Raw genomic sequence first — 22,917 nt, forward strand, 5'->3', positions numbered from 1 at the left:
GACACCGCGCGGGCACAATTGCCCCATGGACATTGATGAAGCCCTGCCGCTGCTCGGCGGCCTGAGCCCGGCGCAGTTCATGCGCCGCCACTGGCACAAGAAACCCCTGCTGATCCGCCAGGCGGTGCCCGGCATGCAGCCGCTGCTCGACCGCGGCGAGCTGTTCGCGCTCGCCGAGCGCGAGGAGGTCGAGTCGCGCCTGATCGTGCGCAAGGGCGAGGACTGGACGCTCAGGCGCGGGCCGCTTGCGCGCCGCAGCCTGCCGAAGATCTCGCAGCCCGGCTGGACCGTGCTGGTGCAGGGCGTGGACCTGCACGACGACGCGGTGCACGCGCTGCTCGCGCCCTTCCGCTTCGTGCCGGAGGCACGGCTCGACGACCTGATGATCTCCTGGGCCAGCGACGGCGGCGGCGTCGGCCCGCACTTCGACTCCTACGACGTGTTCCTGCTGCAGGCCCAGGGACGCCGGCGCTGGCGCATTGGGCGGCTCGCCGACCCGCAATTGCAGCCCGACGTGCCGCTGAAGATCCTCACCAACTTCGAGCCCGAGCAGGAGTGGGTGCTCGAGCCCGGCGACATGCTCTACCTGCCGCCGGGCTGGGCGCACGACGGCGTCGCCGAGGGCGAGTGCATGACCTATTCGGTGGGCTTCCGCTCGCCGCAGCGCACCGAGCTCGTCAAGGAGGTGATGGTGCGCACGCTCGAGGCGCTCGAGCCCGACGAGGACGAGCCGATCTACCGCGACCCGAAGCAGCCCGCCACCGGAACGCCCGGCGCGGTGCCGGCCGCGCTGCAGGCCTTCGCCGCCGACGCGGTCGAGCAGCTGCTGAAGGACCGCGAGCTGCTGCACGTCGCGCTCGGCGAATACCTGAGCGAGCCCAAGCCCCAGGTCTGGTTCGATCCCGGCGAGGAGCAGCCGCTCGACGGCGGCCTGGTGCTCGACCGGCGCACGCGCATGCTCTACGACGAGCGTCACGTCTACATCAACGGCGAGTCCTGGCGCGCCGGCGGCCGCGACGCGAAGCTGATGCGCAAGCTCGCCGACGAGCGCGCGCTCGATGCGCGCGACTGGGCCCGTGCGAGCGAGGAGGCGAGGGAGCTGCTGACGCGCTGGGCGGACGACGGCTGGCTGCATCCGCGTGGGGCCGACTGAGCACCGCTCGAGCGCAGGGGCGGGGGTGCCCGCACAGCCCTTCGCCTCGCGCGTCGACTTCGAGCAGGCGCTGCGCGGTGCCTTCGCGCTCGCCGCGCGCGAGGGCTGCGCGCGGATCTGGCTGGTCGATCCCGACTTCGAGCACTGGCCGCTGAGCGAGCCGGGCGTGAACGACAGCCTGCGTCGCTGGGGCCTCGCGCACCGGCGCCTGACGCTGGTCGCACACCATTTCGACATGTTTCCCCGCCGGCATGCCCGCTTCCTGGCGTGGCGCCGCTCGTGGTCGCACATCGTCGAGTGCCGGGCCTGGCCGAAGGACGAGGAGGGCGCGCTGCCCTCGCTGTGGCTCGCACCGGGCTTGCGAATGGTGCGGCTGCTGGATTCCGCGCGTTTCCGGGGCGTGATCGATGCCGATCCCGACGCGATGCGCGAATGGAGCGGGCGTTGCGATGTATTTTCGCAACGGGCAAGCCCTACGTTTTCGGCCTTTGTGCTCGGCCTATGAATTGTGGTTTACCCGCAGATATAATTTCGCACTAGGCTGGGGCGTGAATTCGTCGTCCCCCGTCTTTAGATGGAACTCCGCACCCTCAGGGAGGGTTCCACGAGACAACCGGTTTGGTCGAGACCTTTTTGAGGAATAAGCAATGAAAAAGTCGCTTCTGTTGGCTTCCATGATCGCTGCCCTGGCCCTGGCCGCTTGTGGCAAGAATGAACCGGCTGCTCCGGCCGCTGCTCCCGAGCCCGCGCCGGCGCCGGCTGCTTCGGCCCCCGCCGACACCACCGCTCCTGCCGCTTCCGAGCCGGCTGCCGCTGCCTCCGAGCCGGCCGCTGCTGCTCCGGCCGCTTCGGGCGCTTCGCAGTAAGCCCTGCAGCGAAAGCCATGAAAGCCGCCCTCGGGCGGCTTTTTTGTTTCTGCGGGGGGAAAGGGCGCCGCCGGCCGGGGTCCCGGGACCTTCAGCGCAGCGACAGCCAGCCCGAGCCGGTGATCGGATCGGCCACCGGCACCTCGCCGGCGGCGCAGCCGAGCACCGCGGCCAGCGCCTCGGCGGCGAGCGCCGGCGTGTTGTTCTCGCGGCTCAGGTGCGCGGCCAGCACGTGCCGCAGGCCCGGGTGGAGGCAGGCGCCGAGGATCTCCGCCGCGCTGTCGTTGGACAGGTGGCCGTGGCTGCCGGCGATGCGGGCCTTCAGGAAGGCGGGGTAGCGCGAGCCGGCGAGCAGTGCGCGGTCGTGGTTGCATTCGAGCAGCAGCGCGTCGCAGTGCTGCAGTGCCTCGACGAGGCGCGGAGTGCTCTCGCCGGCGTCCGTCAGCAGCCCGAGCCTGCTCGCGCCGTCGCCGATGCACAACTGCAGAGGCTCGCGTGCGTCGTGCGGCACCGCGTAGGGGGAGAGCTTCAGGTCGCCCACCGCGATCTCCTCGCCGTCCGCGGCGAAGTTCGGCGCGGTCGGCAACTCGGGTTCGCCGATCGCTTCCCAGGTGCCCCGGCTGGTCCAGAGCGCCGTACCGTGGCGCCGCGCCAGCGTCGCGGCACAGCCGACATGGTCGCCGTGCTCGTGGGTGATGAAGACCGCGTCGATCGCGTCCGGCGCCAGCCCGAGCGCGCCGAGCCGCCGCGACAGCTCGCGCAGCGACAGCCCGCAGTCGACCAGCACCCGGGTGACGGTGCGGCCGCTGCGGCACTCCACCAGCGTGGCGTTGCCGGTGCTGCCGCTGCCGAGGCTGCAAAAGCGCATCATCGACGGCAGTCGCTGCCCGCCGCGGCGCGGCGCTTCACTTCAGGTCGTCGGCGAGGCGCGAGACGATGCGCTGCGCGGCGCGGGCCGCCGCGGTGCCGCCCTTCTCGTCCAGCACCGTGACGGTGCTGCGCTCGCCTTCGCCGCGCACCGCGATGCGGTAGCGCTGGGCCTGGTTCTCGCCGGCCTTGCGTCCCAGCAGGCGGCCGATCACTCCGGGCTTCTCGCCGTCGGCGGCGTCGGGCGCCACGTAGCGCACGAAGTACAGGCCCTGTGCGCGGTTGCGGTCCTCGACCGTGAAGCCGCTGCGGTCGAGCGCGAGGCCGACGCGGCGCCAGGCGCGGTCGAAGCCCTCGTCGAGCTGCACCGCCGGCTGGCCGCCGGTGTTGACGACGCGCGCGCGCTGCGGCGGCTGCGGGGCGTTGGCGACGACGCTCTGCGCCTGTTCGGGCTTGGCGCCGAGCTTGACCAGCAGGCGCGACAGCATCTCGGCCTCGAGCTGCGGGTCGGCCGCGCGTGGCTGCCAGCGCGTGGTGTCGCGCTGCGCGTTGGTGTAGACCTCCTCGAGGCCGCGATGGCTGATGTAGACCTCGCTGCCGCCGCCCGGGGCGCGCTCGATGCGGGTGCGGAAGCGGTCGCGCTCGCCGGTCGAGTAGAGCGAGCCCAGCACGCGGCTGAGCGCGTTGCGGATCGCACCGTCGGAGACCTTCGCGCGGTTCTCGGCCCAGTCGGTCTCCATCACGCCGGTCTCGGGCTGCTCGGTGCTCAGCGCGAAGCCGTTGTCGAGCCAGAAGGCGCGCACCTGCGGCCACAGCTGCTCGGGCGGCAGCGCGGTGACGAGCCAGCGCTGGCTGCCGGCGCGCTCAATGCGGGCATTGCCGAGCGCCTGGACCGCGACCTGCTGCGTCGGGCTCGCCCCGGGGATGCCGACCGGCGCGGCCTGGTAGGCGCTCGCGCTGACGGCGCCGGTGCCGGGATCGGTCTGGTAGCGCTGCTCCTTCGCGAGTTGCGTCAGGTCGGGCGGGACTTCGAGCGACACCGACTTCGCGCCGGCGCTGCGGTAGTCGACGCGGTCGCCCTGCAGCGCAGAACCCACAGAGGAGCAGCCGGCCACGGCGGCGACGGCGAGCGACAGCAGCGCCAGGCGCGGGCCACGGGCGCGGGAGAGGGCGGTCAGGGACACGGTCACGAAAGAGGTCTCCGGTTCTCGGGGGCGCGGCGGGACGGCACCCGGCGACGCGGCGCGGGCGCGCGGCCCGCGCAATGCTTTTACAGCAGGCCGGCCTGGCCCAGCGCCTGCTCCAGGCTGGCCTGGGACGCGCTCGACAGCGGGGTGAGCGGCAGGCGCAGCGCCGGGCCGATGCGGCCCATGCGCGCCAGCGCCCACTTCACGGGAATGGGGTTCGGCTCGACGAACAGCAGCTTGTGCAGCGGCATCAGCTGCATCTGCAGCTCCGCCGCGCGCCTGGCGTCGCCGTTGATCGCCGCCATGCACAGCTCGTGCATCGCGCGCGGCGCGACGTTGGCCGTCACGCTCACGTTGCCCTGGCCGCCCAGCAGCATCAGCGCGACCGCGGTCGGATCGTCGCCGGAGTAGACCGAGAAGCCCTCGGGCGCCTCGCGGATCAGCCAGATCGCGCGCTCGATGTTGCCGGTGGCCTCCTTGATGCCGACGATGCCGGGGATCTGCGCCAGGCGCATCACGGTGTCGTGCTGCATGTCGGCGACGGTGCGGCCGGGCACGTTGTAGAGCACCACCGGGATGTCCACGGCTTCGGCGATGGTGCGGAAGTGCTGGTAGATGCCTTCCTGCGTCGGCTTGTTGTAGTAGGGCACCACCTGCAGCGTGCAGTCGGCGCCGACCTCCTTGGCGAAGCGCGACAGCTCGATCGCCTCGCGCGTGGAGTTCGCGCCGGCGCCGGCCATGATCGGCACGCGGCCCCGGGCCTGCTCGACCGCGACGCGGATCACCTCGCAGTGCTCCTCGACCGTCACGGTGGGCGACTCGCCGGTGGTGCCGACCACGCCGATGCAGTCGGTGCCCTCGGCGATGTGCCAGTCGATCAGTGCGCGCAGGCGTTCGTAGTCGACGCTGCCGTCCTCGTGCATCGGCGTCACGAGCGCGACGATGCTGCCAACAATCGGTTTCATGCGGTGGTTCCTCTGGATCCGGCGATTCTACCCAGCCGGTCGTGGCGTCTCGGGGCCGGCGTCAAGGCCGGGTCACAGGGGATAACGCGCGGGCGGCGCGGCGGATGACGGCTCGCGCACCGCGACGATGCGCTGCACGAAGCGCGCCGGCCCGTCGAGGAAGCCGTCCTCGTAGGCGATGACGCGCAATTCGCCGCGCACCGCGTCGAGCAGCTCGCCCGGGCGCAGCAGGAAGTCGGGGCGCGAGGGGCGGCCGACCGTTTCGTTGCCGGCGGCGAAGGTCTCGTAGACCAGCACGCCGCCCTCGGCGACGGCGGCGACGATGTCGGGCAGCCGTGCGCGCCACAGGTAGTTCGTCACCACCACCGCGTCGAAGCGCCGCCCGGCGAAGGGCCAGGGGCCGGCCTCGATGTCGGCGACGACGATCTCGCCGAGCGCGCGCAGCGGCTCGACCGCCGCCGCGTCGCGGTCCACGCCGCTGACGTTCGCGCCGCGTTCCGCGAACCAGCGCAGGTGGCGCCCGCCGCCGCAGGCCACGTCGAGCAGCGCGGCGCGCTCGGGGACGAGGTGCGACCAGCGCCGCACCCAGGGGGAGACGTCTTCGTGACCGTGCGTCATGGCAGGAGATGGAAGGAGTTCAGAAGCAGGCCCAGACCTGGTCGGCGAGCTCGCGCGCCAGCTCCGGCGCGGCGTAGAGCGCGAAGACCGCGGCGAGCGCGAGCGCGACCGCCGTCCAGATCAGCGCCGTGCGCCAGTGCCCGCGCATGCCGCATCCCCGTCAGGCGGTCGCCGCCAGCGGCGCGCGCTGGATCGCCTGCTCGCGGATCGGCAGGTTCACGAGCGCCGCGGCGACGCCGAGCGCGACCGCGAGCCACCAGACGATGTCGTAGCTGCCGGTCATGTCGTAGAGACGCCCGCCCAGCCACACGCCGAGGAAGGAGCCGATCTGGTGGCTGAAGAAGACGAAGCCGCCGAGCATCGACAAGTACTGCACGCCGAAGATCTGCGCCACGGTCGCGTTGGTCGGCGGCACGGTCGACAGCCACAGGAAGCCCATCACGGCCGAGAACACGTAGACGCTCATGGGCGTGAGCGGCACCGCGAGGAAGGCGACGATCGCGACCGAGCGCAGCGCGTAGATCGCGGCGAGGATGTGGCGCTTTGCCATCTTCTGGCCGAGCACGCCGGCGGTGTAGGTGCCGAAGACGTTGAACAGGCCGATCAGCGCCAGCGCGTAGGTCGCGACCTGGGGCGCGAGGCCGTGGTCCTTCAGGTAGCTCGGCATGTGCACGCCGATGAACACCACCTGGAAGCCGCAGACGAAGTAGCCGGCCATCAGCAATTGAAAACTGCGGTAGCCGAAGGCCTCGCGCAGCGCCTGGCCGATGCTCTGCTGCGACCCGGCGTTGCCCGACGCCTTCGGCTCCTTGAGCCCGAAGGCCAGCGGCATGATCGCGAGCGCCGCGCAGCCGAGCACGAACAGTGCCTCCTGCCAGCCGAAGGCCGCGATCAGCCAGTTCTCGACCGGCACCATCAGGAACTGGCCGAAGGAGCCGGCCGCGGCGGCGACGCCCATCGCCCAAGAGCGCTTCTCGGGCGCGACGTTGCGGCCTATGACGCCGTAGACGATCGCGTAGGTGGTGCCGGCCTGGGCCATGCCGAGCAGCAGGCCCGCGCTGCCGGTGAAGGCCAGGCCCGAGGTGGCGAGGCCCATCAGCACCAGGCCGAGCGCGTAGAGGAGGCTGCCGGCGATCAGCACGCGGAAGGCGCCGAAGCGGTCGGCGAGCATGCCGGCGAACGGCCCGGTCGCGCCCCACATCAGGTTCTGCACCGCGATCGCGAAGGCGAAGGTCTCGCGCGACCAGCCCCGGTCCATCGTGACCGGCTGCAGCCACAGGCCGAAGCCGTGGCGGATGCCCATCGACAGCGTGACGATCAGCGCGCCGCACAGCAGCACCTGCGTCATCGAGAGGGTCGGGGCGGGGGAGGCGGGCGCTTGCGACATGGTGCGGGGACTGTAACGGAAAGCCCCTGTCCCTGCCGGGCGGCGGGGGCAGGCCCGGCGGCTTGTCCCGGCGCCGAAACGGGCGGGCGCGGGCCCCTAGAATCGCCCGCCATGGCTACCAAAGCGAGTTCCAGCAAGCCTTCCGCCGCCTACGGCGAGGCATCGATCCGGGTCCTGAAAGGCCTGGAGCCGGTCAAGCAGCGACCGGGCATGTACACCCGAACCGACAACCCGCTGCACATCGTGCAGGAGGTGATCGACAACGCGGCCGACGAGGCCCTGGCCGGGCACGGCCGGCGCATCGCCGTCACGCTGCACGCCGACGGCTCGATCGGCGTCGACGACGACGGCCGCGGCATCCCCTTCGGCCTGCACCCCGAGGAAAAGGTGCCGGTGGTCGAGATCGTCTTCACGCGGCTGCACGCCGGCGGCAAGTTCGACAAGGGCTCGGGCGGCGCCTACAGCTTCTCGGGCGGCCTGCACGGCGTGGGCGTGAGCGTGACCAACGCGCTGTCCACCCGGCTGCAGGTGACCGTGCACCGCGAGGGCAAGGTCGCGACGCTCGCCTTCGGCGGTGGCGACGTGATCGAGCCGCTCGCCACGCGCGATGCGGCGCGGGGCGAGCGCAAGCAGGGCACCAGCGTGCGCGTCTGGCCCGACCCGAAGTACTTCGAGAGCGCCGAGCTGCCGAAGAACGAGCTCGTGCACCTGCTGCGCAGCAAGGCGGTGCTGATGCCGGGCGTGACGGTGACGCTCACGAACGAGAAGACCGGCGACGTGCAGACCTGGGCCTACAAGGGCGGGCTGCGCGACTACCTGCAGCAGACGCTCTCCACCGAGCCGCTGATCCCGCTGTTCGAGGGCGAGCACTACGCCGGCGCCGGCGAGGTCGAGAACTTCGCCGAGGGCGAGGGCGCGGCCTGGTGCGTGGCCTTCACCGAGGAAGGCGCGCCGGTGCGCGAGAGCTACGTCAACCTGATCCCGACGGTGGCGGGCGGCACGCACGAGAGCGGCCTGCGCGACGGCCTGTTCCAGGCCGTCAAGGGCTTCATCGAGATGCACGCGCTGCTCCCGAAGGGCGTGAAGCTGCTGCCCGAGGACGTGTTCTCGCGCGCGAGCTTCGTGCTCTCGGCCAAGGTGCTCGACCCGCAGTTCCAGGGCCAGACCAAGGAGCGGCTCAACAGCCGCGACGCGGTGCGGCTGGTGTCCTTCTGCGTGCGCCCGGCGCTCGACCTGTGGCTGCACCAGCATGTCGACTACGGCAGGAAGCTGGCCGAGCTGGTCATCAAGCAGGCGCAGACGCGCCAGCGCGCGAGCCAGAAGGTCGAGAAGAAGAAGGGCTCGGGCGTCGCGGTGCTGCCGGGCAAGCTGACCGACTGCGAGAGCCGCGACCTCTCGCACAACGAGCTCTTCCTGGTCGAGGGCGACAGCGCCGGCGGCAGCGCCAAGATGGGGCGCGACAAGGAGTTCCAGGCCGTCCTGCCGCTGCGGGGCAAGGTGCTGAACTCCTGGGAGGTCGAGCGCGATCGCCTCTTCGCCAACAACGAGATCCACGACATCGCGGTCGCGATCGGTGTCGATCCGCACGGCGCGTCCGACACACCCGACCTCTCCGGCCTGCGCTACGGCAAGATCTGCATCCTGTCGGACGCCGACGTCGACGGCTCGCACATCCAGGTGCTGCTGCTCACGCTCTTCTTCCGCCACTTCCCGAAGCTGATCGAGACCGGCCACGTCTACGTCGCGCGCCCGCCGCTGTACCGCGTGGACGCGCCGGCGCGTGGCAAGAAGCCGGCCGTGAAGCTCTACGCGCTCGACGACGGCGAGCTCACCGCGATCCTCGACAAGCTGCGCAAGGAGGGCGCGCGCGAGGGCAGCTGGTCGATCGGCCGCTTCAAGGGCCTCGGCGAGATGAACGCCGAGCAGCTGTGGGAGACGACGCTGAACCCGGACACGCGCCGGCTGATGCAGGTCGCCTACGGCGCCTTCGACTTCCGGGCCACCGAGGGCTCCTTCACGAAGCTGATGGGCAAGGGCGAGGCGCAGGCACGCCGCGAGCTGATGGAATTGCACGGCAACGAGGTCGAGATCGATGTCTGAGGCCCGCCTCGGCGCCGCGCCCCTCCTTCACTGAAAGCCCCGAATGATCGGCAATGCCCGCATCCGTCTGCGCCCGACGCTGATCGACGACCTGGACTTCGTCGTCGGCATCGAGCAGGACGAGGCCAACCGGCCCTGGATCACGCCCTGGGAGCGCACGCAGCACGAGGCCGCGGTGCGCTTCCCCGACTTCCGCCACTTCGTCGTCGAGGCGACCGATGCCGGGCGCAGCGAGCCGGTCGGCTTCGTGATCCTGATCGGCTGCCGCAACCCGAACCGCTCGATCGAGCTCAAGCGCCTGGTGATCCAGTCCAAGGGCCGCGGGCTCGGGCGCGCCTGCGTGCGCCTGCTCAAGCGCGTCGCCTTCGAGGACCTCGGCGCGCACCGTTTCTGGCTCGACGTGCGCCTCCACAACACCCGCGCGCAGGCTCTGTACGACAGCGAGGGCTTCGTCGAGGAGGGGCTGCTGCGCGAGTGCGTGAAGACCGACGAGGGCTGGGAGTCGCTGCGCGTGATGTCGATGCTGCAGGCCGAGTACCACGCGCGCAGCGCGGCCGGCCAGGAAAATGCCGCCGCCTGATGATCCGTTTCCGGCCGGCGGGCCGCACGCGGCGCCCGGGAGCGCCGCGCTGCCCGTCCGGCCTTCCCCGTTTCGTGCCGGTGCGCCGTCTTCCGCGCGGAATGACGCTGCACCGGCCTGACCTGTCATGACACAGACCACGATCGACTTCTCCGCGCCGGCCGACGAGGCCGGCGACTCGCTCACGCTCGCGAACTACGCCGAGCGTGCCTATCTCGAATACGCGCTGAGCGTCGTCAAGGGCCGCGCGCTGCCCGACGTGTGCGACGGCCAGAAGCCGGTGCAGCGCCGCATCCTCTACGCGATGCAGCGCATGGGCCTGGCCTTCACCACGCCCGGCGGCCCGAAGCCGGTCAAGAGCGCGCGCGTCGTCGGCGACGTGCTCGGCCGCTACCACCCGCACGGCGACACCGCCGCGTACGACGCGATGGTGCGCATGGCGCAGGACTTCTCGCAGCGCTACCCGCTCGTCGACGGCCAGGGCAACTTCGGCAGCCGCGACGGCGACGGCGCGGCGGCGATGCGCTACACCGAGGCGCGCCTGGCGCCGATCACGCGGCTGCTGCTCGACGAGATCGACGAGGGCACGGTCGAGTTCGTGCCCAACTACGACGGCTCGACCGAGGAGCCGCGGCAGCTGCCGGCGCGGCTGCCCTTCGTGCTGCTCAACGGCGCCAGCGGCATCGCCGTGGGCCTGGCCACCGAGGTGCCGAGCCACAACCTGCGCGAGGTCGCTTCGGCGGCAGTGGCGCTGCTGAAGAACGACAAGCTCACCGACGACGAGCTGCACGCGCTGCTGCCCGGCCCCGACTATCCCGGCGGCGGCCAGATCATCAGCAGCGCGGCCGACATCCGCGAGGCCTACCGCACCGGGCGCGGGAGCCTGAAGGTGCGCGCGCGCTGGAAGATCGAGGAGCTCGCGCGCGGCCAGTGGCAGCTCGTCGTCACGGAGCTGCCGCCCGGCGCGAGCAGCCAGCGCGTGCTGGAAGAGATCGAGGAGCTGACCAACCCGAAGGTCAAGGCCGGCAAGAAGGCGCTGACCGCCGAGCAGCAGCAGCTCAAGGCCAACGTGCTCAACGTGCTCGACACGGTGCGCGACGAGTCGAGCAAGGACGCGCCGGTGCGGCTCGTCTTCGAGCCCAAGACCAGCCGCATCCCGCAGCAGGAGCTCGTCACGACGCTGCTCGCGAACACGAGCCTCGAGGGCTCGGCGCCGATCAACCTGACGATGATCGGCGGCGACGGCCGCCCGACGCAGAAGGGGCTGCGCCAGGTCCTGACCGAGTGGCTCGCGTTCCGGCTGCGCACCGTCGAGCGCCGCACGCGCCACCGGCTCGGCAAGGTGCTCGACCGCATCCACGTGCTCGAGGGCCGGCAGCTGGTGCTGCTCAACATCGACGAGGTGATCCGCATCATCCGCCACTCGGACGAGCCCAAGGCGGCGCTGATCGAGCGCTTCCGGCTCTCCGAACGCCAGGCGGACGACATCCTCGAGATCCGGCTGCGCCAGCTCGCGCGGCTCGAGGCGATCAAGATCGAGCAGGAGCTCGCCACCCTGCGCACCGAGCAGAAGAAGCTCGAGGACATCCTCGCCAACCCGTCGGTGCTGCGCCGCACGGTGGTCAAGGAGATCGAGGCCGACGCGAAGCAGTTCGGCGACGATCGCCGCACGCTGATCCAGGAGGACAAGCGCGCCGTGGCCGAGGTGCGCGTGGTCGACGAGCCGGTGACGGTGGTCGTCAGCCAGAAGGGCTGGGTGCGCTCGCGCCAGGGCCACGGCCACGATCCGGCGAGCTTCGGCTTCAAGGCCGGCGACGCGCTGCACGGCACCTTCGAGTGCCGCACGGTGGACGCGTTGATCGTGCTCGGCAGCAACGGCCGCAGCTACAGCGTGCCCGTGGCGGCGCTGCCGGGCGGGCGCGGCGACGGCCAGCCGATCACGACGCTGATCGACCTCGAGTCCGGCACGCAGCCGCAGCACTACCTCGCCGGTGCGGCCGACACGATGCTGCTGCTGGCGAACACCGGCGGCTTCGGGCTGCTCGCGCGCCTCGGCGACCTGGTGGCGCGGCAGAAGGGCGGCAAGGCCTTCCTGAGCCTGGAAGCCGGCGAGCGGCTGCTGCCGCCGGTGGCGGTGCTGCCCTCGCACCAGCGCGTCGCGTGCCTGAGCCTCGCCGGACGGCTGCTGGTGTTCGAGCTCGCCGAGCTGAAGCACCAGCCCAAGGGCGGGCGCGGCCTGACGCTGATGGAGGTCGACGACAAGGACCCGCTGCTGTCGGCCGCCTCGTTCGCGCAGGGCCTGAAGCTGCTCGGCACCGGGCGCGGCGGCAAGGCGAAGGAGGAGGACCTCAAGGGCGCGGCGCTCGCGTCCTACGTGGGCAAGCGTGCCCGCAAGGGCCGGCCGGTCGAGCTGCCGATCAAGGCGCAGCGGGTGGTCCCGCTCGCCTGAAGACTCCCCGTGGCCCGCGCCCGGATGGGAGGGCGGCCCGGCTCAGCCCTGGCGCAGCCGCTTCGGAAGCGGCGTCCCGCTCGAGCCCTGCGCCGTCTCTGCCGTCTTCGGCACGAGGCGCAGCGCCGGGCTTTCCTCGCCGTCCCAGCCGCGCGTGCTCAGCAGCAGCGTCGGCGAGCAGGTGTTCATCCACAGCGTCCACCACATCTCGCTCGCCGTGAAGGTCTTCTCCCACAGCTGCTGCTGCGACTCGAGCAGGTCCGAGGGCGCCCAGCCCCAGGGCATGAAGCAGGCATCCGGCCCGGGACCTGCGACCCGGGCCGGCACCGCGGCGAGTTGCGCCGAGCGGTTCCAGAAATCGATCCAGGGGGAGAAGAGGACGTCCAGAGTGGGTGCCATGCGTGGATCCGCTGCGACATGAGGTGGCAGTCGGCGCGGACGAGCTTAGCGAGGACCCCCTGTTCGCCCGGGGGGCATGCCCGCCGGAGGGGCGGGCACTTGGCGGGCAGCCGTGCGGAACCCGGGTATTTCCGGATCAGCGCTTCAGCGCGCGCACCGCTGCGGCGCTGCAGGCCAGCGCGAGCAGCAGGTAGAGCGCCCCGCTCCAGGCCTCGTAGGGCAGCCCGAACAGGTCCACCGCCGCGTCCGCGCAGGAGGCCTCGATGCGGAACACGAAGGGCACGGCCGACTCCAGCCCGAGCGCGCCGACGATGCGGTCGGCCAGCGTCAGCGCGCAGGAGGAGGACTGCGACGCGACGCGATTCTGGTAGAGGGCCGCCGCCAGGCCGCCGAGCGCGAGCAGCGTGCCGAGGCCGGCAAGCAGTGCGCGCGGCAACGGCGCGCGCCACGCCAGCGCGAGGCCGCAGACCGCGGCGATCAGCAGGAAGATCAGGCGCTGCAGGATGCACCAGGGGCAGGGCAGCATGCCGAAGGCGTGCTGCGTCACGAGGGCGGCGCCGACGGCGGCGAGGCTCAGCAGCGCGGCGGCGCCGAGCAGGCGCGGCGCGCTCAGGAAGGACGGGGCGGTCGGATTCATCGCGCGCAAGTATGGCCGAAGTGCCGGGCGGACCCGGACCCCTTCAGCCTTCCTTGCGCGGCACGCGGCTCAGGCGCGCGCCAGGTGCAGGCCGAACCACTGCTTCGCGTCATGCCAGCTGTGCTCGCGCCGGAAGCCGGCGCCGTGGAGCAGCCGGTCGACGGACGCGGCGTCGTACTTGTGGCTGTTCTCGGTGTGGATGCGCTCGCCCTCGCGGAAGCGCAGCGCGATGCCGAGCGCCGCGACCGGCACCTGCTGCGAGCAGCGGCTCTCCAGATGCATCTCGATGCGCGAGGCCGCGGCGTTCCACAAGGCGATGTGCCGGAAGCGGCCCGGGTCGAAGCGGGCGCCGGCCTCGCGGTTGAGCCGCGCGAGCATGTTGAGGTTGAACTGCGCCGTGACCTGGGCCGCGTCGTCGTAGGCCGGCAGCAGCACCTCCAGCGGCTTGCACATGTCGGTGCCGAGCAGCAGCGCGTCGCCCGGCTGCAGCACCTCGTGCAGGCGGCGCAGCAGCGCCTGCGCCTCGTCGGGCTCGTAGTTGCCGATCGAGCTGCCGATGAACAGCACCAGCTTGCGCTGCGGCAGCCGCGCGAGCGCGGCGAACAGCGCCTCGTGCGGCCCGCACACCGGCGCGACGCGCAGCGCCGGGCAGCCCGCCGCGAGCCGCTCCCACGCGGCGCGCAGCGCCGAGCCCGACACGTCGCCGGGCAGGTAGGCGGGCGCCGGCTCGCGGCGCAGCGCCGCGCGCAGCAGCCGCTCGGTCTTGCGCGCGGTGCCCGCGCCGAGCTCGGCGATCACCGGCGCGCGCTCGGGCCACGCGCGCGGATAGCGCCCCGGGTCGGGCCCGGCGAAGGCGCGCGCGAGGATGTCCTCGGCCTCGGCCTCCAGCAGCGCCTCCTCGGTGCGCGTCAGGTAGTACTCGGGCAGCTCGGTGATGCGCTCGAACAGCGCCGAGCCCGCGGCGTCGTAGAACAGCCAGGCGGGCAGCGACTTGGGCTCGTGCAGCAGGCGGCGCGCCGCCTCGATCACCGCCGGGTCCCACAGCGGCTGCGTGTCGACGCGCAGCGGGGCCCTCATGCCCCCGCCTCCGCGCCGGCCTTCAGTGCGGCTGCATTCATCGCGGGTCCTCCGGTTCCTGGTTCGTGGTTCGTTGTGGGGATGCGGGCCGTTCACAGGTCCTTCGCCAGCCGCAGCCCGCTGAACTGGAAGCGCGTCGCCGGCGCCCAGAAGTTGCGGTAGCCGATGCGCACGTGCCCCGCCGGCGTCGCGAAGGAGCCGCCGCGCAGCACGAACTGGTTGGCCATGAACTTGCCGTTGTATTCGCCCAGCGCGCCGGCCGCGGGCCGGTAGCCGGGATAGGGCGCGTAGGCCGAGCGCGTCCACTGCCACAGGCAGCCCTGGAGCTGCTGCAGCGCGCTGCCTTGCGCGGGCAGCGGATGCAGCGGGTCGCCGCCCGGGTCGTCGAGGCCCGGGGCGCCGGGGTCGGCGCGGGCGGCGACCACCTCCCACTCGGCCTCGGTCGGCAGCCGTGCGTCCATCCAGGTGGCGATCGCGTCGGCCTCGTAGAAGCTCAGGTGCGCGGCGGGCTCGTCGTCGGACGCCACGCGCGGCCCCTCCAGGCCGAACACCAACAGCTCCCCGCCGTCGAGCCGCGCATGGCCCGGCGCCTCGATGCCCTCGCGGCGCACCCAGTCGATGCCGTCGGACAGCCACAGCGAGGGCGTGCGGTAGCCGCCGTCGTTGATGAAGGCCTTGAGCTCGCCCACGGTGATGAGCCGGTTCGCGAGCGCGAAGGGCTGCAGCCAGACGCAGTGGCGCGGCCCCTCGTTGTCGAAGGCGAAGCCCTCGCCGGCATGCCCGATCTCGACCGCGCCGCCGAGATGCCCGGTCCATTGCAGCGGCCCCGGCGTGTCGCCCGCCTCCGGCAGCAGCGCCGCACCGCGGTAGGCGGGCTGCAGCGGGTTCAGCGAGAAGGCGTGCAGGATGTCGGAGAGGATCAGCTCCTGATGCTGCTGCTCGTGCGCGATGCCGAGCTCGATCACCGGCGCGAGGTCGGCGAGCGTGGCGTCGCTGCAACGCTCGAGCAGCTCGAGCAGGCGCTCGTCGACCGCCCGGCGGTAGGCGCCGACCGTCTGCACGTCCGGCCGCGACACGAGGCCGCGGCGCGGCCGCTCGTGGCGCGGGCCCGCCGCCTCGTAGTAGGAGTTGAACAGGAAGCCGAAGGCCTCGTGCCAGGGCGCGACGCCCTGCGGCGCGAGCACGAAGGTCTCGAAGAACCAGGTGGTGTGCGCCCGGTGCCACTTGGTCGGGCTGCACTCGGGCATCGACTGCAGCTGCTGGTCCTCGGCGCCGAGCGGCGCGCTCAGCCGCTCGGTCAGCGCGCGGCAGGCCCGGTAGCGCCCCGCGAGCGCCTCGCGCAGCGGCCCGGCGCGGTCTCGGTCCGGCGAGGCTGTGCGCGACGGAGCATGGAGGGTCATCGCTCCATCATGTCAGCGCGCGCGACCGAGGGTGTGAACTTCAGAAACAGCCGGGCACAGCGCGCCCTGCCGCACCCCGGAACGAGGGGGTCAGTCGACCTCGGCGATCAGCTCGATCTCGACGCAGGCGCCCAGCGGGATCTGCGCGACGCCGAAGGCGCTGCGCGCGTGCGTGCCGCGCTCGCCGAACACCTGGCCGATCAGCTCGGACGCACCGTTGGTCACCAGGTGCTGCTCGGTGAAGGTGCCGGTGCTGTTGACGAGGCTCATCAGCTTGACGATGCGGCGCACGCAGTTCAGGTCGCCGACGGCGGCGTGCAGCGTCCCCATCAGGTCGATCGCCACCGCGCGCGCGGCCGTCTGGCCCTCGGCGGTGTCCATCGTCAGCCCGAGCTGGCCGACCCAGGGCTTGCCGTCCTTCTTCGCGATGTGGCCGGACAGGAAGACGAGGTTGCCGGTGCGCACGAAGGGCAGGTAGGCGGCGGCGGGCGTGGCCACCGGCGGCAGTTCGATGGCGAGTTCCTTGAGCCGGTCGTAGACGGACATGCGGGCTTCTCCTGGAAAGTTGCGTGAGGGTTCGGGCCGGCCGCCGGGGGCGGCCTGGCGCGGCCGATCCTACACGCGTCCGGGGGGATGGGATGGGCGGATGGTGGCTCTGGGGGCTGCTCGGCTGGCTCGCGGGCGTCGCGCTGCAACTGCAGCAGCGCGAGCTGCCGCCGCCGCTCGCGCATGCCGCGGCGGCCGCGCTCGCGCTGCTGCTGCTCGGCCTGCTGGCGGGGGGGCGCCGGGCGCGCCGCAGCGCGGCGGGGACGGCGCTGCTGTTCGCCGCGGCCGCCCTGTCGGCCTGGGCGCTCACCGGCTGGCGGGCCGGCGAGCGCCTCGCGCAGGCGCTCGACCCGGCGCTGGAGGGCGTGGACCTTCAGCTCACCGGCGTCGTCGCGAGCCTGCCGCAGCCGGGCCCCTCGGGCGTGCGCTTCCACTTCGAGGTCGAGTCGGCGCAGCGCGCGGGCGCCGCGGTGCGGGTGCCGCCGCGCGTATCGCTCGGTTGGTACCGGGGCTGGGGGGAGGACGCGGGCGCGGCCGGGCCGATGGACGCGCTGCGGGCGGGGGAGCGCTGGCGCTTCACGGTGCGGCTGCGCCGACCGCAGGGGCTGTTCAACCCGCACGGCTTCGATCACGAGCTGTGGCTGTTCGAGCAGGGGCTGCGCGCGAGCGGCTACGTGCGCGCCTCGCCCCGCAGCCCGGCGCAGCGGCTGTCCGATCGGGCCGGCCAGCCGGTGGACCGCCTGCGGCAGCAGGTGCGCGACGCGATCTTCGCGCAGGTGCCGCAGTCCCGCGCGGCGGGCGTGCTCGCGGCGCTCGCGGTCGGCGACCAGGGAGCGATCGAGCGCGAGGACTGGGAGGTGTTCCGCGTCACCGGCGTCGCGCACCTGATGGCGATCAGCGGGCTGCACGTGACGATGTTCGCCTGGCTCGGCGCGGCGCTGCTGCGCCGGCTGTGGCGGCTCGACGCGCGGCTGATGCTCGCGCTGCCGGCGCCGGTGGCGGCGCGCTGGGGCGGGCTGCTGCTGGCCGCGGGCTATGCGCTGCTCGCCGGATGGGGCGTGCCCGCGCAGCGCACCGTCGCGATGCTCGCCGTCGTCACCGCGGTCGCGCAGCTCGGCCGCCGTTGGCCCTGGCCGCTGGCGCTGCTGCTCGCCGCTGCCTGCGTGCTCGCCTTCGATCCCTGGGCGCTGCTGCAGCCCGGTTTCTGGCTGTCCTTCGTGGCGGTGGCGCTGCTGATGGCCTCGGACGGCGCACAGGACTGGGGCGCCGCAGTCGGCGCCGTCTTGCCCGGCGGCCCTGCTGACACGCGGCTGCACCAGGCGGGTGCGCGGCTGCTCGCGCTCGCCGCCAGCGGCCTGCACACGCAGTGGCGCGCCACCCTCGGGCTCGCGCCGCTGACGCTGCTGTTCTTCCGCCAGGTCTCGCTGGTCGGGCTGCTCGCCAACCTGGTCGCGATTCCCGTCGTGACGCTGCTGGTCACGCCGCTGGCGCTGCTCGGCGTGCTGCTGCCGCCGCTGTGGAACGTGGCGGCGCTCGGCGTGGAGGCGCTCACCGCGGGGCTGGAGCTGCTCGCGGGCTGGCCGATGGCGCAGTGGCTCACCGCCGCCGCGCCGCCGTGGGCGGTGCTCGCGGGGCTCGCCGGCGGCGCGCTCGCGGTGCTGCCGCTGCCGCAGCGCCTGCGGCTGCTGGCGCTGCCCCTGATGCTGCCGTTGCTGTGGCCGCCGGTGCCGCGGCCCGCGCCCGGCGAGTTCGAGCTGCTCGCCGCCGACGTGGGGCAGGGCTCGGCGGTGCTGGTGCGCACCGCGCGCCACACGCTGCTGTTCGATGCCGGCCCGCGCTACTCTCCCGGCAGCGACGCGGGGCAGCGCGTGCTGGTGCCGCTGCTGCGCGCGCTCGGCGAGCGCCGGCTCGACGTGCTGATGCTCTCGCACCGCGACAGCGACCATGCGGGCGGCGCCGCGGCCGTCCTCGCCGCCTGGCCGCATGCGGCGCTGCACGGCACGCTGGAGCCCCGGCACCCGCTGCTCGACGGCCGCGTCCAGCAGCCCTGCGTCGCCGGCCGGCACTGGGAGTGGGACGGCGTGCGCTTCGAGCTGCTGCACCCGGCCGAGGGGCAGCGCAGCCCGCCGCTCGCGCCGAACCAGGTCTCGTGCGTGCTGCGCGTGAGCAACGAACGCCACGCGGCGCTGCTGCCAGGCGACATCGAGGCGGCGCAGGAGCTGGCGCTGGTGCGTTCCGCGGCGCCGAGCCTGCGCGCGGACTGGCTGCTGCTCGCGCACCATGGCAGCCGCACGTCGAGCAGCGCCGCCTGGCTCGACGCGGTGCGGCCGCGCGTCGCGGTGGTGCAGGCCGGCTACCGCAACCGCTTCGGCCACCCGAGCCGCGAGGTGCTCGAGCGGCTGCGCGCGCGCGGCGTGCCGGTGGTCGAGACGAGCAGCTGCGGCGCCTACCGCTGGTCGGCCGGGCAGGGGCGCTGCGAGCGCGAGCGCGCGCGCCGCTACTGGCACCACTCCGGTGCGGCCGTTCCGGCGACCGGTGGCACTGGCCTGGAAGTTGCTCTTCAGGCAGGCGTGGAGAGCGAACCATGAAACAGAGCTTCGACGAGATGCAGGCCAGCAGCACCGCGGTGCGCGACCATTACCAGACCTACGACCAGTGGCTGGGCCGACAGCCGCGCGAGCTGATGCAGGCGCGACGCGACGAGGCCGAGATGATCTTCCGTCGCGTCGGCATCACCTTCGCGGTGTACGGCGACGAGGCCGGCACCGAGCGGCTCATCCCCTTCGACCTGATCCCGCGCATCATCCCGGCGCAGGAGTGGCGGGAGATGGAGAGGGGCCTGCGCCAGCGCGTCACCGCGCTCAACCGCTTCCTGCACGACATCTACCACGGGCAGGAGATCCTCAAGGCCGGGATCGTGCCGGCCGAGCAGGTGCTGAAGAACGCGCAGTTCCGGCCCGAGATGATGGGCGTGGACGTGCCCGGGGGCGTCTACTCGCACATCGCCGGCATCGACATCGTGCGCGCGGCCAACGCCGACGGCAGCGGCAGCTATTACGTGCTGGAGGACAACCTGCGCGTGCCGAGCGGCGTGAGCTACATGCTCGAGAACCGCAAGATGATGATGCGACTCTTTCCCGAGCTGTTCGGCGAGCACCGCGTCGCGCCGGTGGCCCACTACCCGGACCTGTTGCTCGACACACTGCGCTCGGTCGCGCCGGCCGGCGTCAACGAGCCGACCGTGGTCGTGCTCACGCCCGGCATGTACAACTCGGCCTACTTCGAGCACGCCTTCCTCGCGCAGCAGATGGGCGTCGAGCTGGTCGAGGGCCAGGACCTGTTCGTGCGGGACGGCTTCGTCTACATGCGCACCACGCAGGGCCCGAAGCGCGTGGACGTGATCTACCGCCGCGTCGACGACGACTTCCTCGACCCGAAGGCCTTCCGGCCCGACTCGACGCTCGGCTGCGCCGGGCTGCTCGACGCCTACCGCGGCGGCAACATCGCGCTGTGCAACGCGATCGGCACCGGGATTGCCGACGACAAGTCGATCTACCCCTACGTGCCCAGGATGATCGAGTTCTACCTCGGCGAGAAGCCGATCCTCGAGAACGTGCCGACCTACCTGTGCCGGGAACCGGAGGACCTGAGGTACGTGCTCGACCACCTGCCGGACCTGGTGGTCAAGGAGGTGCACGGCGCGGGCGGCTACGGGATGCTGGTCGGCCCGGCCGCGACGCGTGCCGAGATCGACCGCTTCCGCGAGCAGCTGATGAGCAACCCGGGCGGCTACATCGCGCAGCCCACGCTCGCGCTCTCCAGCTGCCCGACCTTCGTCGAGTCCGGCATCGCGCCGCGCCACATCGACCTGCGGCCCTTCGTGCTGTCGGGCCGCGACAAGGTGCAGATGGTGCCGGGCGGCCTGACCCGCGTCGCGCTCAAGGAGGGTTCGCTGGTGGTCAATTCCTCGCAGGGCGGCGGCACCAAGGACACCTGGGTGCTCGAGGCCTGAGAACGCTGCACGGAGACCTGAATGCTTTCACGAACCGCGGACCACCTGTTCTGGATGGCCCGCTACATGGAGCGGGCGGAGAACACCGCGCGCATGCTCGACGTCAACTACCAGACCGCGCTGCTGCCGCAGTCGGCCGCGGTGGCCGAGGCCGGCTGGAAGGGGCTGCTGAGCATCTCCGAGCTCAGCGGCGACTACGCCTCGCGCTACGGCGCGGTGAGCGCGCGCGGCGTGATGGACTACATGGTGCGCGACGAGCGCAACCCCTCGAGCATCTACAACTGCCTGCGCCATGCGCGCGAGAACGCCCGCGCGGTGCGCGGCACGCTCACCACCGAGGTCTGGGAGACGCAGAACCACACCTGGCTCGACTTCCGGCGCCGCCTCGCTTCCGGCAGCCTGCAGCGCGATCCGGCGGAATTCTTCGAGTGGGTGAAGTTCCGCTCGCACATGTCGCGCGGCGTCACGCTCGGCACGATGCTGCAGGACGAGTCCTTCCACTTCCTGCGCCTGGGCACCTTCCTCGAGCGCGCGGACAACACCGCGCGGCTGCTCGACGTGAAGTTCCACGCGCTGCAGACCGACTTCTACGGCGCCGCGAGCGAGAAGGACCTCGAGTACGACTTCTATCACTGGTCGGCGATCCTGCGCTCGGTGTCCGCCTTCGAGGTCTACCGCAAGGTCTACCGCTCGGTGGTCGAGCCGGAGAAGGTGGCCGAGTTGCTGATCCTGCGCTCGGACATGCCGCGCTCGCTGGCGGCCTGCGTCGAGGAGGTGCTGGAGAACCTGAGGCGGGTCGCCAACGAGCAGTCGCGCGAGACGGTGCGGCGCGCGGGCCGCCTGCGCGCCGACCTGCAGTACGGCAGCATCGACGAGATCCTCGCCACCGGGCTGCACGCCTACCTGACGCAGTTCCTCGACCGCATCAACGACGTGGGCGCCGGCATCAGCCGCGACTTCCTGGTGGGACAGAATTGAGAGGGGGCCGGCGGCGCATGCCGCCGGGCGGCGCGCGAGGGAGACGGTCGCTCAGATGCCGGGGAGGCCGGACTGGTCGCGCTTCGCCGCGGCCTGATGGTCGTTCTGCTTGCCGACCACCGTGTCGAGCGCGCGCCGGACCTTGCCGATCGCGCCGTTGAGCGCGAGCTCGATGTCGGCCGCCTGGTGCGTCACGGCGACCGGATCGTGCCCGGCCAGGCGTGCCTCGATCATGCAGCGGATGTCGTCGCCGCCGCCCTTGTGACTGTTGACGTCGCCGAGGTGCACCTCGACGCGGGTGATCTGGTCGCTGAAGCGGCCGAGCGCGTCGCCGACGCTCGCCTCGACGCGGCCGGCGAGCTCGTCGCGGCCGACGATGTTGTTGTCGGTGTTCAACTGGATCTGCATGTCTGGGCTCCTGCTTCCCGGGTTTGAGTTCCCTTCTGCAGGCAATCGACATGCCGCCGCAGCCCCCCGGCGCCCGCCGCTCAGCCGGGCTGGGCGAGCGCGGCGCGAACTTCCCGGCCGAGCTCGATCACGGCCGCGGCGTAGTAGGACGACCAGTTGTAGCGCGTGATCGCGTAGAAGTTGGGGGTGCCGGCGATGTAGCTCGGCGACGCGGCGCCGTTCTGCAGCTCGACCAGCGCCAGGTGGGCGCCGAAGCGCTGCCCCTGCGCATCGAGCGCCGCGCCGCGCGCCGCGAACTCCGCGGCCGTGAAGCTCGGCAGGATGTCCGGGCCCAGCAGCACGGCGCGGTCGGCGGGGTCCTGGGGCGGCGCGACCGCGAAGTGCGTCGGCATGCCCGTCTGCCAGCCGAACTGCGCCAGGTAGTTCGCGACGCTGCCGATCGCGTCGGCCGCGCTGCCCTGCAGGTCGGCGCGGCCGTCGCCGTCGAAGTCCACCGCGTAGCGCGTCCAGCTGCTCGGCATGAACTGCGGCAGGCCCAGCGCGCCGGCATAGCTGCCGCGCAGCGCGTTGACGTCGAGGCGCTCGGCCTGCGCGAGCACGAAGAGCTGCTCGAGCTCGCCGCGGAAGAAGTTGCTGCGGTCGCGGCGGCCGGCGGGGAAGTCGAAGCTCAGCGTCGCCAGCGCGTCGACGACGCGGAAGCTGCCGGTGTGCTGGCCGTACAGCGTCTCCACGCCGATGATGCCGACGACGATCTCGGCGGGCACCCCGTAGGCCTCCTCGGCCTGGCGCAACCAACGGGCGTGGCTGCGCCAGAACTCGGTGCCGGCGCGGATGCGGCGCGGCTCGACGAAGCGCGCGCGGTAGGCGGTCCAGTTCTTCGGCGTGCCGGCCGGCGGCGGCATGATCAGGCGCGCGACGCTCGGCAGGTAGCGCGACTGCGCGAGCACGCTGCGCACCCACTCGGCGTCGAGCTTGTGACGCTCGGCGACCTGCTGCGCGAACTGCATCACGTCCTCGCGGCCGCCGTAGGTGACCGTGTCCGGCGCCTCGTCGGCACGCACCGCCAGCGGCGCGGCGGCCGCGGCCGCCAGCGCCGCCGCTTTCGCGCGGTGGGGCTTCTTGGCGCGGCTCTTCTGCGCGGCGGCAGCCTTGGACTGCATGGCGGAGCGGGACGCGGGCCGGTCGCCGGCGGCCTCGGCCGGCAGCGCCAGGGCGCTCAGCAGGGGAAGGGCGATCAGGCCCGACAGGCTGCGGCGCAGGGCCGGAGTGAGGAAGGCAGGCATCGGCG

Annotated in this window: 21 protein-coding genes; 8 read left to right on the forward strand and 13 right to left on the reverse strand. The window is 72.4% G+C overall.

The genetic code is table 11. The features are described 5' to 3' along the window. Window positions 1–25: 25 nt before the first annotated feature. Window positions 26–1,153 carry a JmjC domain-containing protein gene (locus D3A59_RS10175; protein ID WP_119154810.1) on the forward strand — a complete coding sequence of 376 codons (1,128 nt, stop codon included), beginning with the start codon at window positions 26–28 and terminating at the stop codon, window positions 1,151–1,153. A gap of 25 nt (window positions 1,154–1,178) precedes the next feature. Beyond that, a complete protein-coding gene (locus tag D3A59_RS10180; protein WP_119154811.1) occupies window positions 1,179–1,658 on the forward strand; it encodes a hypothetical protein in 480 nt (159 codons plus the stop codon). A 452-nt stretch (window positions 1,659–2,110) separates the two neighbouring features. Here D3A59_RS10180 and D3A59_RS10190 read toward each other — a convergent pair whose 3' ends face one another. The 6 genes from D3A59_RS10190 to D3A59_RS10210 form a co-directional block, all read right to left on the reverse strand. Then, entirely contained in the window at window positions 2,111–2,887 is a 777-nt protein-coding gene (locus D3A59_RS10190) for an MBL fold metallo-hydrolase (RefSeq protein WP_119154839.1), read from the reverse strand. A 37-nt stretch (window positions 2,888–2,924) separates the two neighbouring features. Next, entirely contained in the window at window positions 2,925–4,070 is a 1,146-nt protein-coding gene (gene bamC / locus D3A59_RS10195; protein ID WP_419187247.1) for an outer membrane protein assembly factor BamC, read from the reverse strand. An 86-nt stretch (window positions 4,071–4,156) separates the two neighbouring features. Further along, complete coding sequence (dapA, locus tag D3A59_RS10200; RefSeq protein WP_119154813.1) at window positions 4,157–5,038, reverse strand: 4-hydroxy-tetrahydrodipicolinate synthase; 882 nt, start codon at window positions 5,036–5,038, stop codon at window positions 4,157–4,159. A gap of 72 nt (window positions 5,039–5,110) precedes the next feature. Further along, window positions 5,111–5,656, reverse strand: a complete 546-nt coding sequence (locus D3A59_RS10205; protein WP_119154814.1) for a class I SAM-dependent methyltransferase — start codon at window positions 5,654–5,656, stop codon at window positions 5,111–5,113. 19 nt (window positions 5,657–5,675) lie between these two features. After that, window positions 5,676–5,804 (reverse strand): hypothetical protein, encoded by a 129-nt coding sequence (locus D3A59_RS26670; protein ID WP_272868066.1) that lies wholly within the window; start codon window positions 5,802–5,804, stop codon window positions 5,676–5,678. 12 nt (window positions 5,805–5,816) lie between these two features. Then, window positions 5,817–7,043 (reverse strand): MFS transporter, encoded by a 1,227-nt coding sequence (locus tag D3A59_RS10210; RefSeq protein WP_240636017.1) that lies wholly within the window; start codon window positions 7,041–7,043, stop codon window positions 5,817–5,819. A gap of 111 nt (window positions 7,044–7,154) precedes the next feature. Between D3A59_RS10210 and D3A59_RS10215 the strand changes: the two genes are divergently transcribed. The 3 genes from D3A59_RS10215 to parC all read left to right on the forward strand — a co-directional run bounded on the left by D3A59_RS10215 (window position 7,155) and on the right by parC (window position 12,172). Next, complete coding sequence (locus D3A59_RS10215; protein ID WP_119154816.1) at window positions 7,155–9,143, forward strand: DNA topoisomerase IV subunit B; 1,989 nt, start codon at window positions 7,155–7,157, stop codon at window positions 9,141–9,143. A gap of 43 nt (window positions 9,144–9,186) precedes the next feature. After that, entirely contained in the window at window positions 9,187–9,723 is a 537-nt protein-coding gene (locus D3A59_RS10220) for a GNAT family N-acetyltransferase (RefSeq protein ID WP_119154817.1), read from the forward strand. Window positions 9,724–9,850: 127 nt separating this feature from the next. Next, window positions 9,851–12,172, forward strand: a complete 2,322-nt coding sequence (parC, locus tag D3A59_RS10225; protein WP_119154818.1) for a DNA topoisomerase IV subunit A — start codon at window positions 9,851–9,853, stop codon at window positions 12,170–12,172. 42 nt (window positions 12,173–12,214) lie between these two features. Here the strand turns inward: parC and D3A59_RS10230 are convergent, their stop codons facing one another. The 5 genes from D3A59_RS10230 to D3A59_RS10250 form a co-directional block, all read right to left on the reverse strand. Continuing rightward, the gene (locus D3A59_RS10230) at window positions 12,215–12,571 is read right to left on the reverse strand and encodes a hypothetical protein (RefSeq protein WP_119154819.1); all 357 of its coding nucleotides are present in this window, start codon (window positions 12,569–12,571) and stop codon (window positions 12,215–12,217) included. Between the two features lie 136 nt (window positions 12,572–12,707). Then, window positions 12,708–13,208 (reverse strand): disulfide bond formation protein B, encoded by a 501-nt coding sequence (locus D3A59_RS10235; RefSeq protein WP_119154841.1) that lies wholly within the window; start codon window positions 13,206–13,208, stop codon window positions 12,708–12,710. Window positions 13,209–13,277: 69 nt separating this feature from the next. After that, the gene (gene egtD / locus D3A59_RS10240; protein WP_119154820.1) at window positions 13,278–14,285 is read right to left on the reverse strand and encodes an L-histidine N(alpha)-methyltransferase; all 1,008 of its coding nucleotides are present in this window, start codon (window positions 14,283–14,285) and stop codon (window positions 13,278–13,280) included. Between the two features lie 92 nt (window positions 14,286–14,377). Continuing rightward, window positions 14,378–15,685, reverse strand: a complete 1,308-nt coding sequence (gene egtB / locus D3A59_RS10245; protein WP_119154821.1) for an ergothioneine biosynthesis protein EgtB — start codon at window positions 15,683–15,685, stop codon at window positions 14,378–14,380. A 90-nt stretch (window positions 15,686–15,775) separates the two neighbouring features. Beyond that, window positions 15,776–16,231: a RidA family protein gene (locus D3A59_RS10250; RefSeq protein ID WP_119154822.1), complete on the reverse strand. Its 456-nt coding sequence runs from the start codon at window positions 16,229–16,231 to the stop codon at window positions 15,776–15,778. Between the two features lie 92 nt (window positions 16,232–16,323). Here D3A59_RS10250 and D3A59_RS10255 point away from each other — a divergent pair, with 92 nt between their 5' ends. Genes D3A59_RS10255 through D3A59_RS10265 form a run of 3 tightly spaced genes read left to right on the forward strand, consistent with a single transcriptional unit; the run spans window position 16,324 to window position 21,221 of the window. Then, the gene (locus D3A59_RS10255) at window positions 16,324–18,819 is read left to right on the forward strand and encodes a DNA internalization-related competence protein ComEC/Rec2 (RefSeq protein WP_119154823.1); all 2,496 of its coding nucleotides are present in this window, start codon (window positions 16,324–16,326) and stop codon (window positions 18,817–18,819) included. Beyond that, window positions 18,816–20,243 carry a circularly permuted type 2 ATP-grasp protein gene (locus D3A59_RS10260; protein ID WP_119154824.1) on the forward strand — a complete coding sequence of 476 codons (1,428 nt, stop codon included), beginning with the start codon at window positions 18,816–18,818 and terminating at the stop codon, window positions 20,241–20,243. Before D3A59_RS10255 ends, D3A59_RS10260 begins: the two co-directional genes overlap by 4 nt. A 21-nt stretch (window positions 20,244–20,264) precedes the next feature. Beyond that, window positions 20,265–21,221, forward strand: a complete 957-nt coding sequence (locus D3A59_RS10265) for an alpha-E domain-containing protein (protein WP_119154825.1) — start codon at window positions 20,265–20,267, stop codon at window positions 21,219–21,221. 51 nt (window positions 21,222–21,272) lie between these two features. On the opposite strand, the gene D3A59_RS10270 is transcribed toward D3A59_RS10265, so the two are convergent. Then, window positions 21,273–21,629 (reverse strand): HPF/RaiA family ribosome-associated protein, encoded by a 357-nt coding sequence (locus D3A59_RS10270; protein ID WP_119154826.1) that lies wholly within the window; start codon window positions 21,627–21,629, stop codon window positions 21,273–21,275. 80 nt (window positions 21,630–21,709) lie between these two features. Continuing rightward, a complete protein-coding gene (gene mltB / locus D3A59_RS10275) occupies window positions 21,710–22,912 on the reverse strand; it encodes a lytic murein transglycosylase B (protein WP_119154827.1) in 1,203 nt (400 codons plus the stop codon). Between the last annotated feature and the right edge of the window lie 5 nt (window positions 22,913–22,917).

The sequence above is a fragment of the Caldimonas tepidiphila genome (assembly GCF_003569765.1).
In the GTDB taxonomy this organism is placed as follows: domain Bacteria; phylum Pseudomonadota; class Gammaproteobacteria; order Burkholderiales; family Burkholderiaceae_C; genus Caldimonas; species Caldimonas tepidiphila.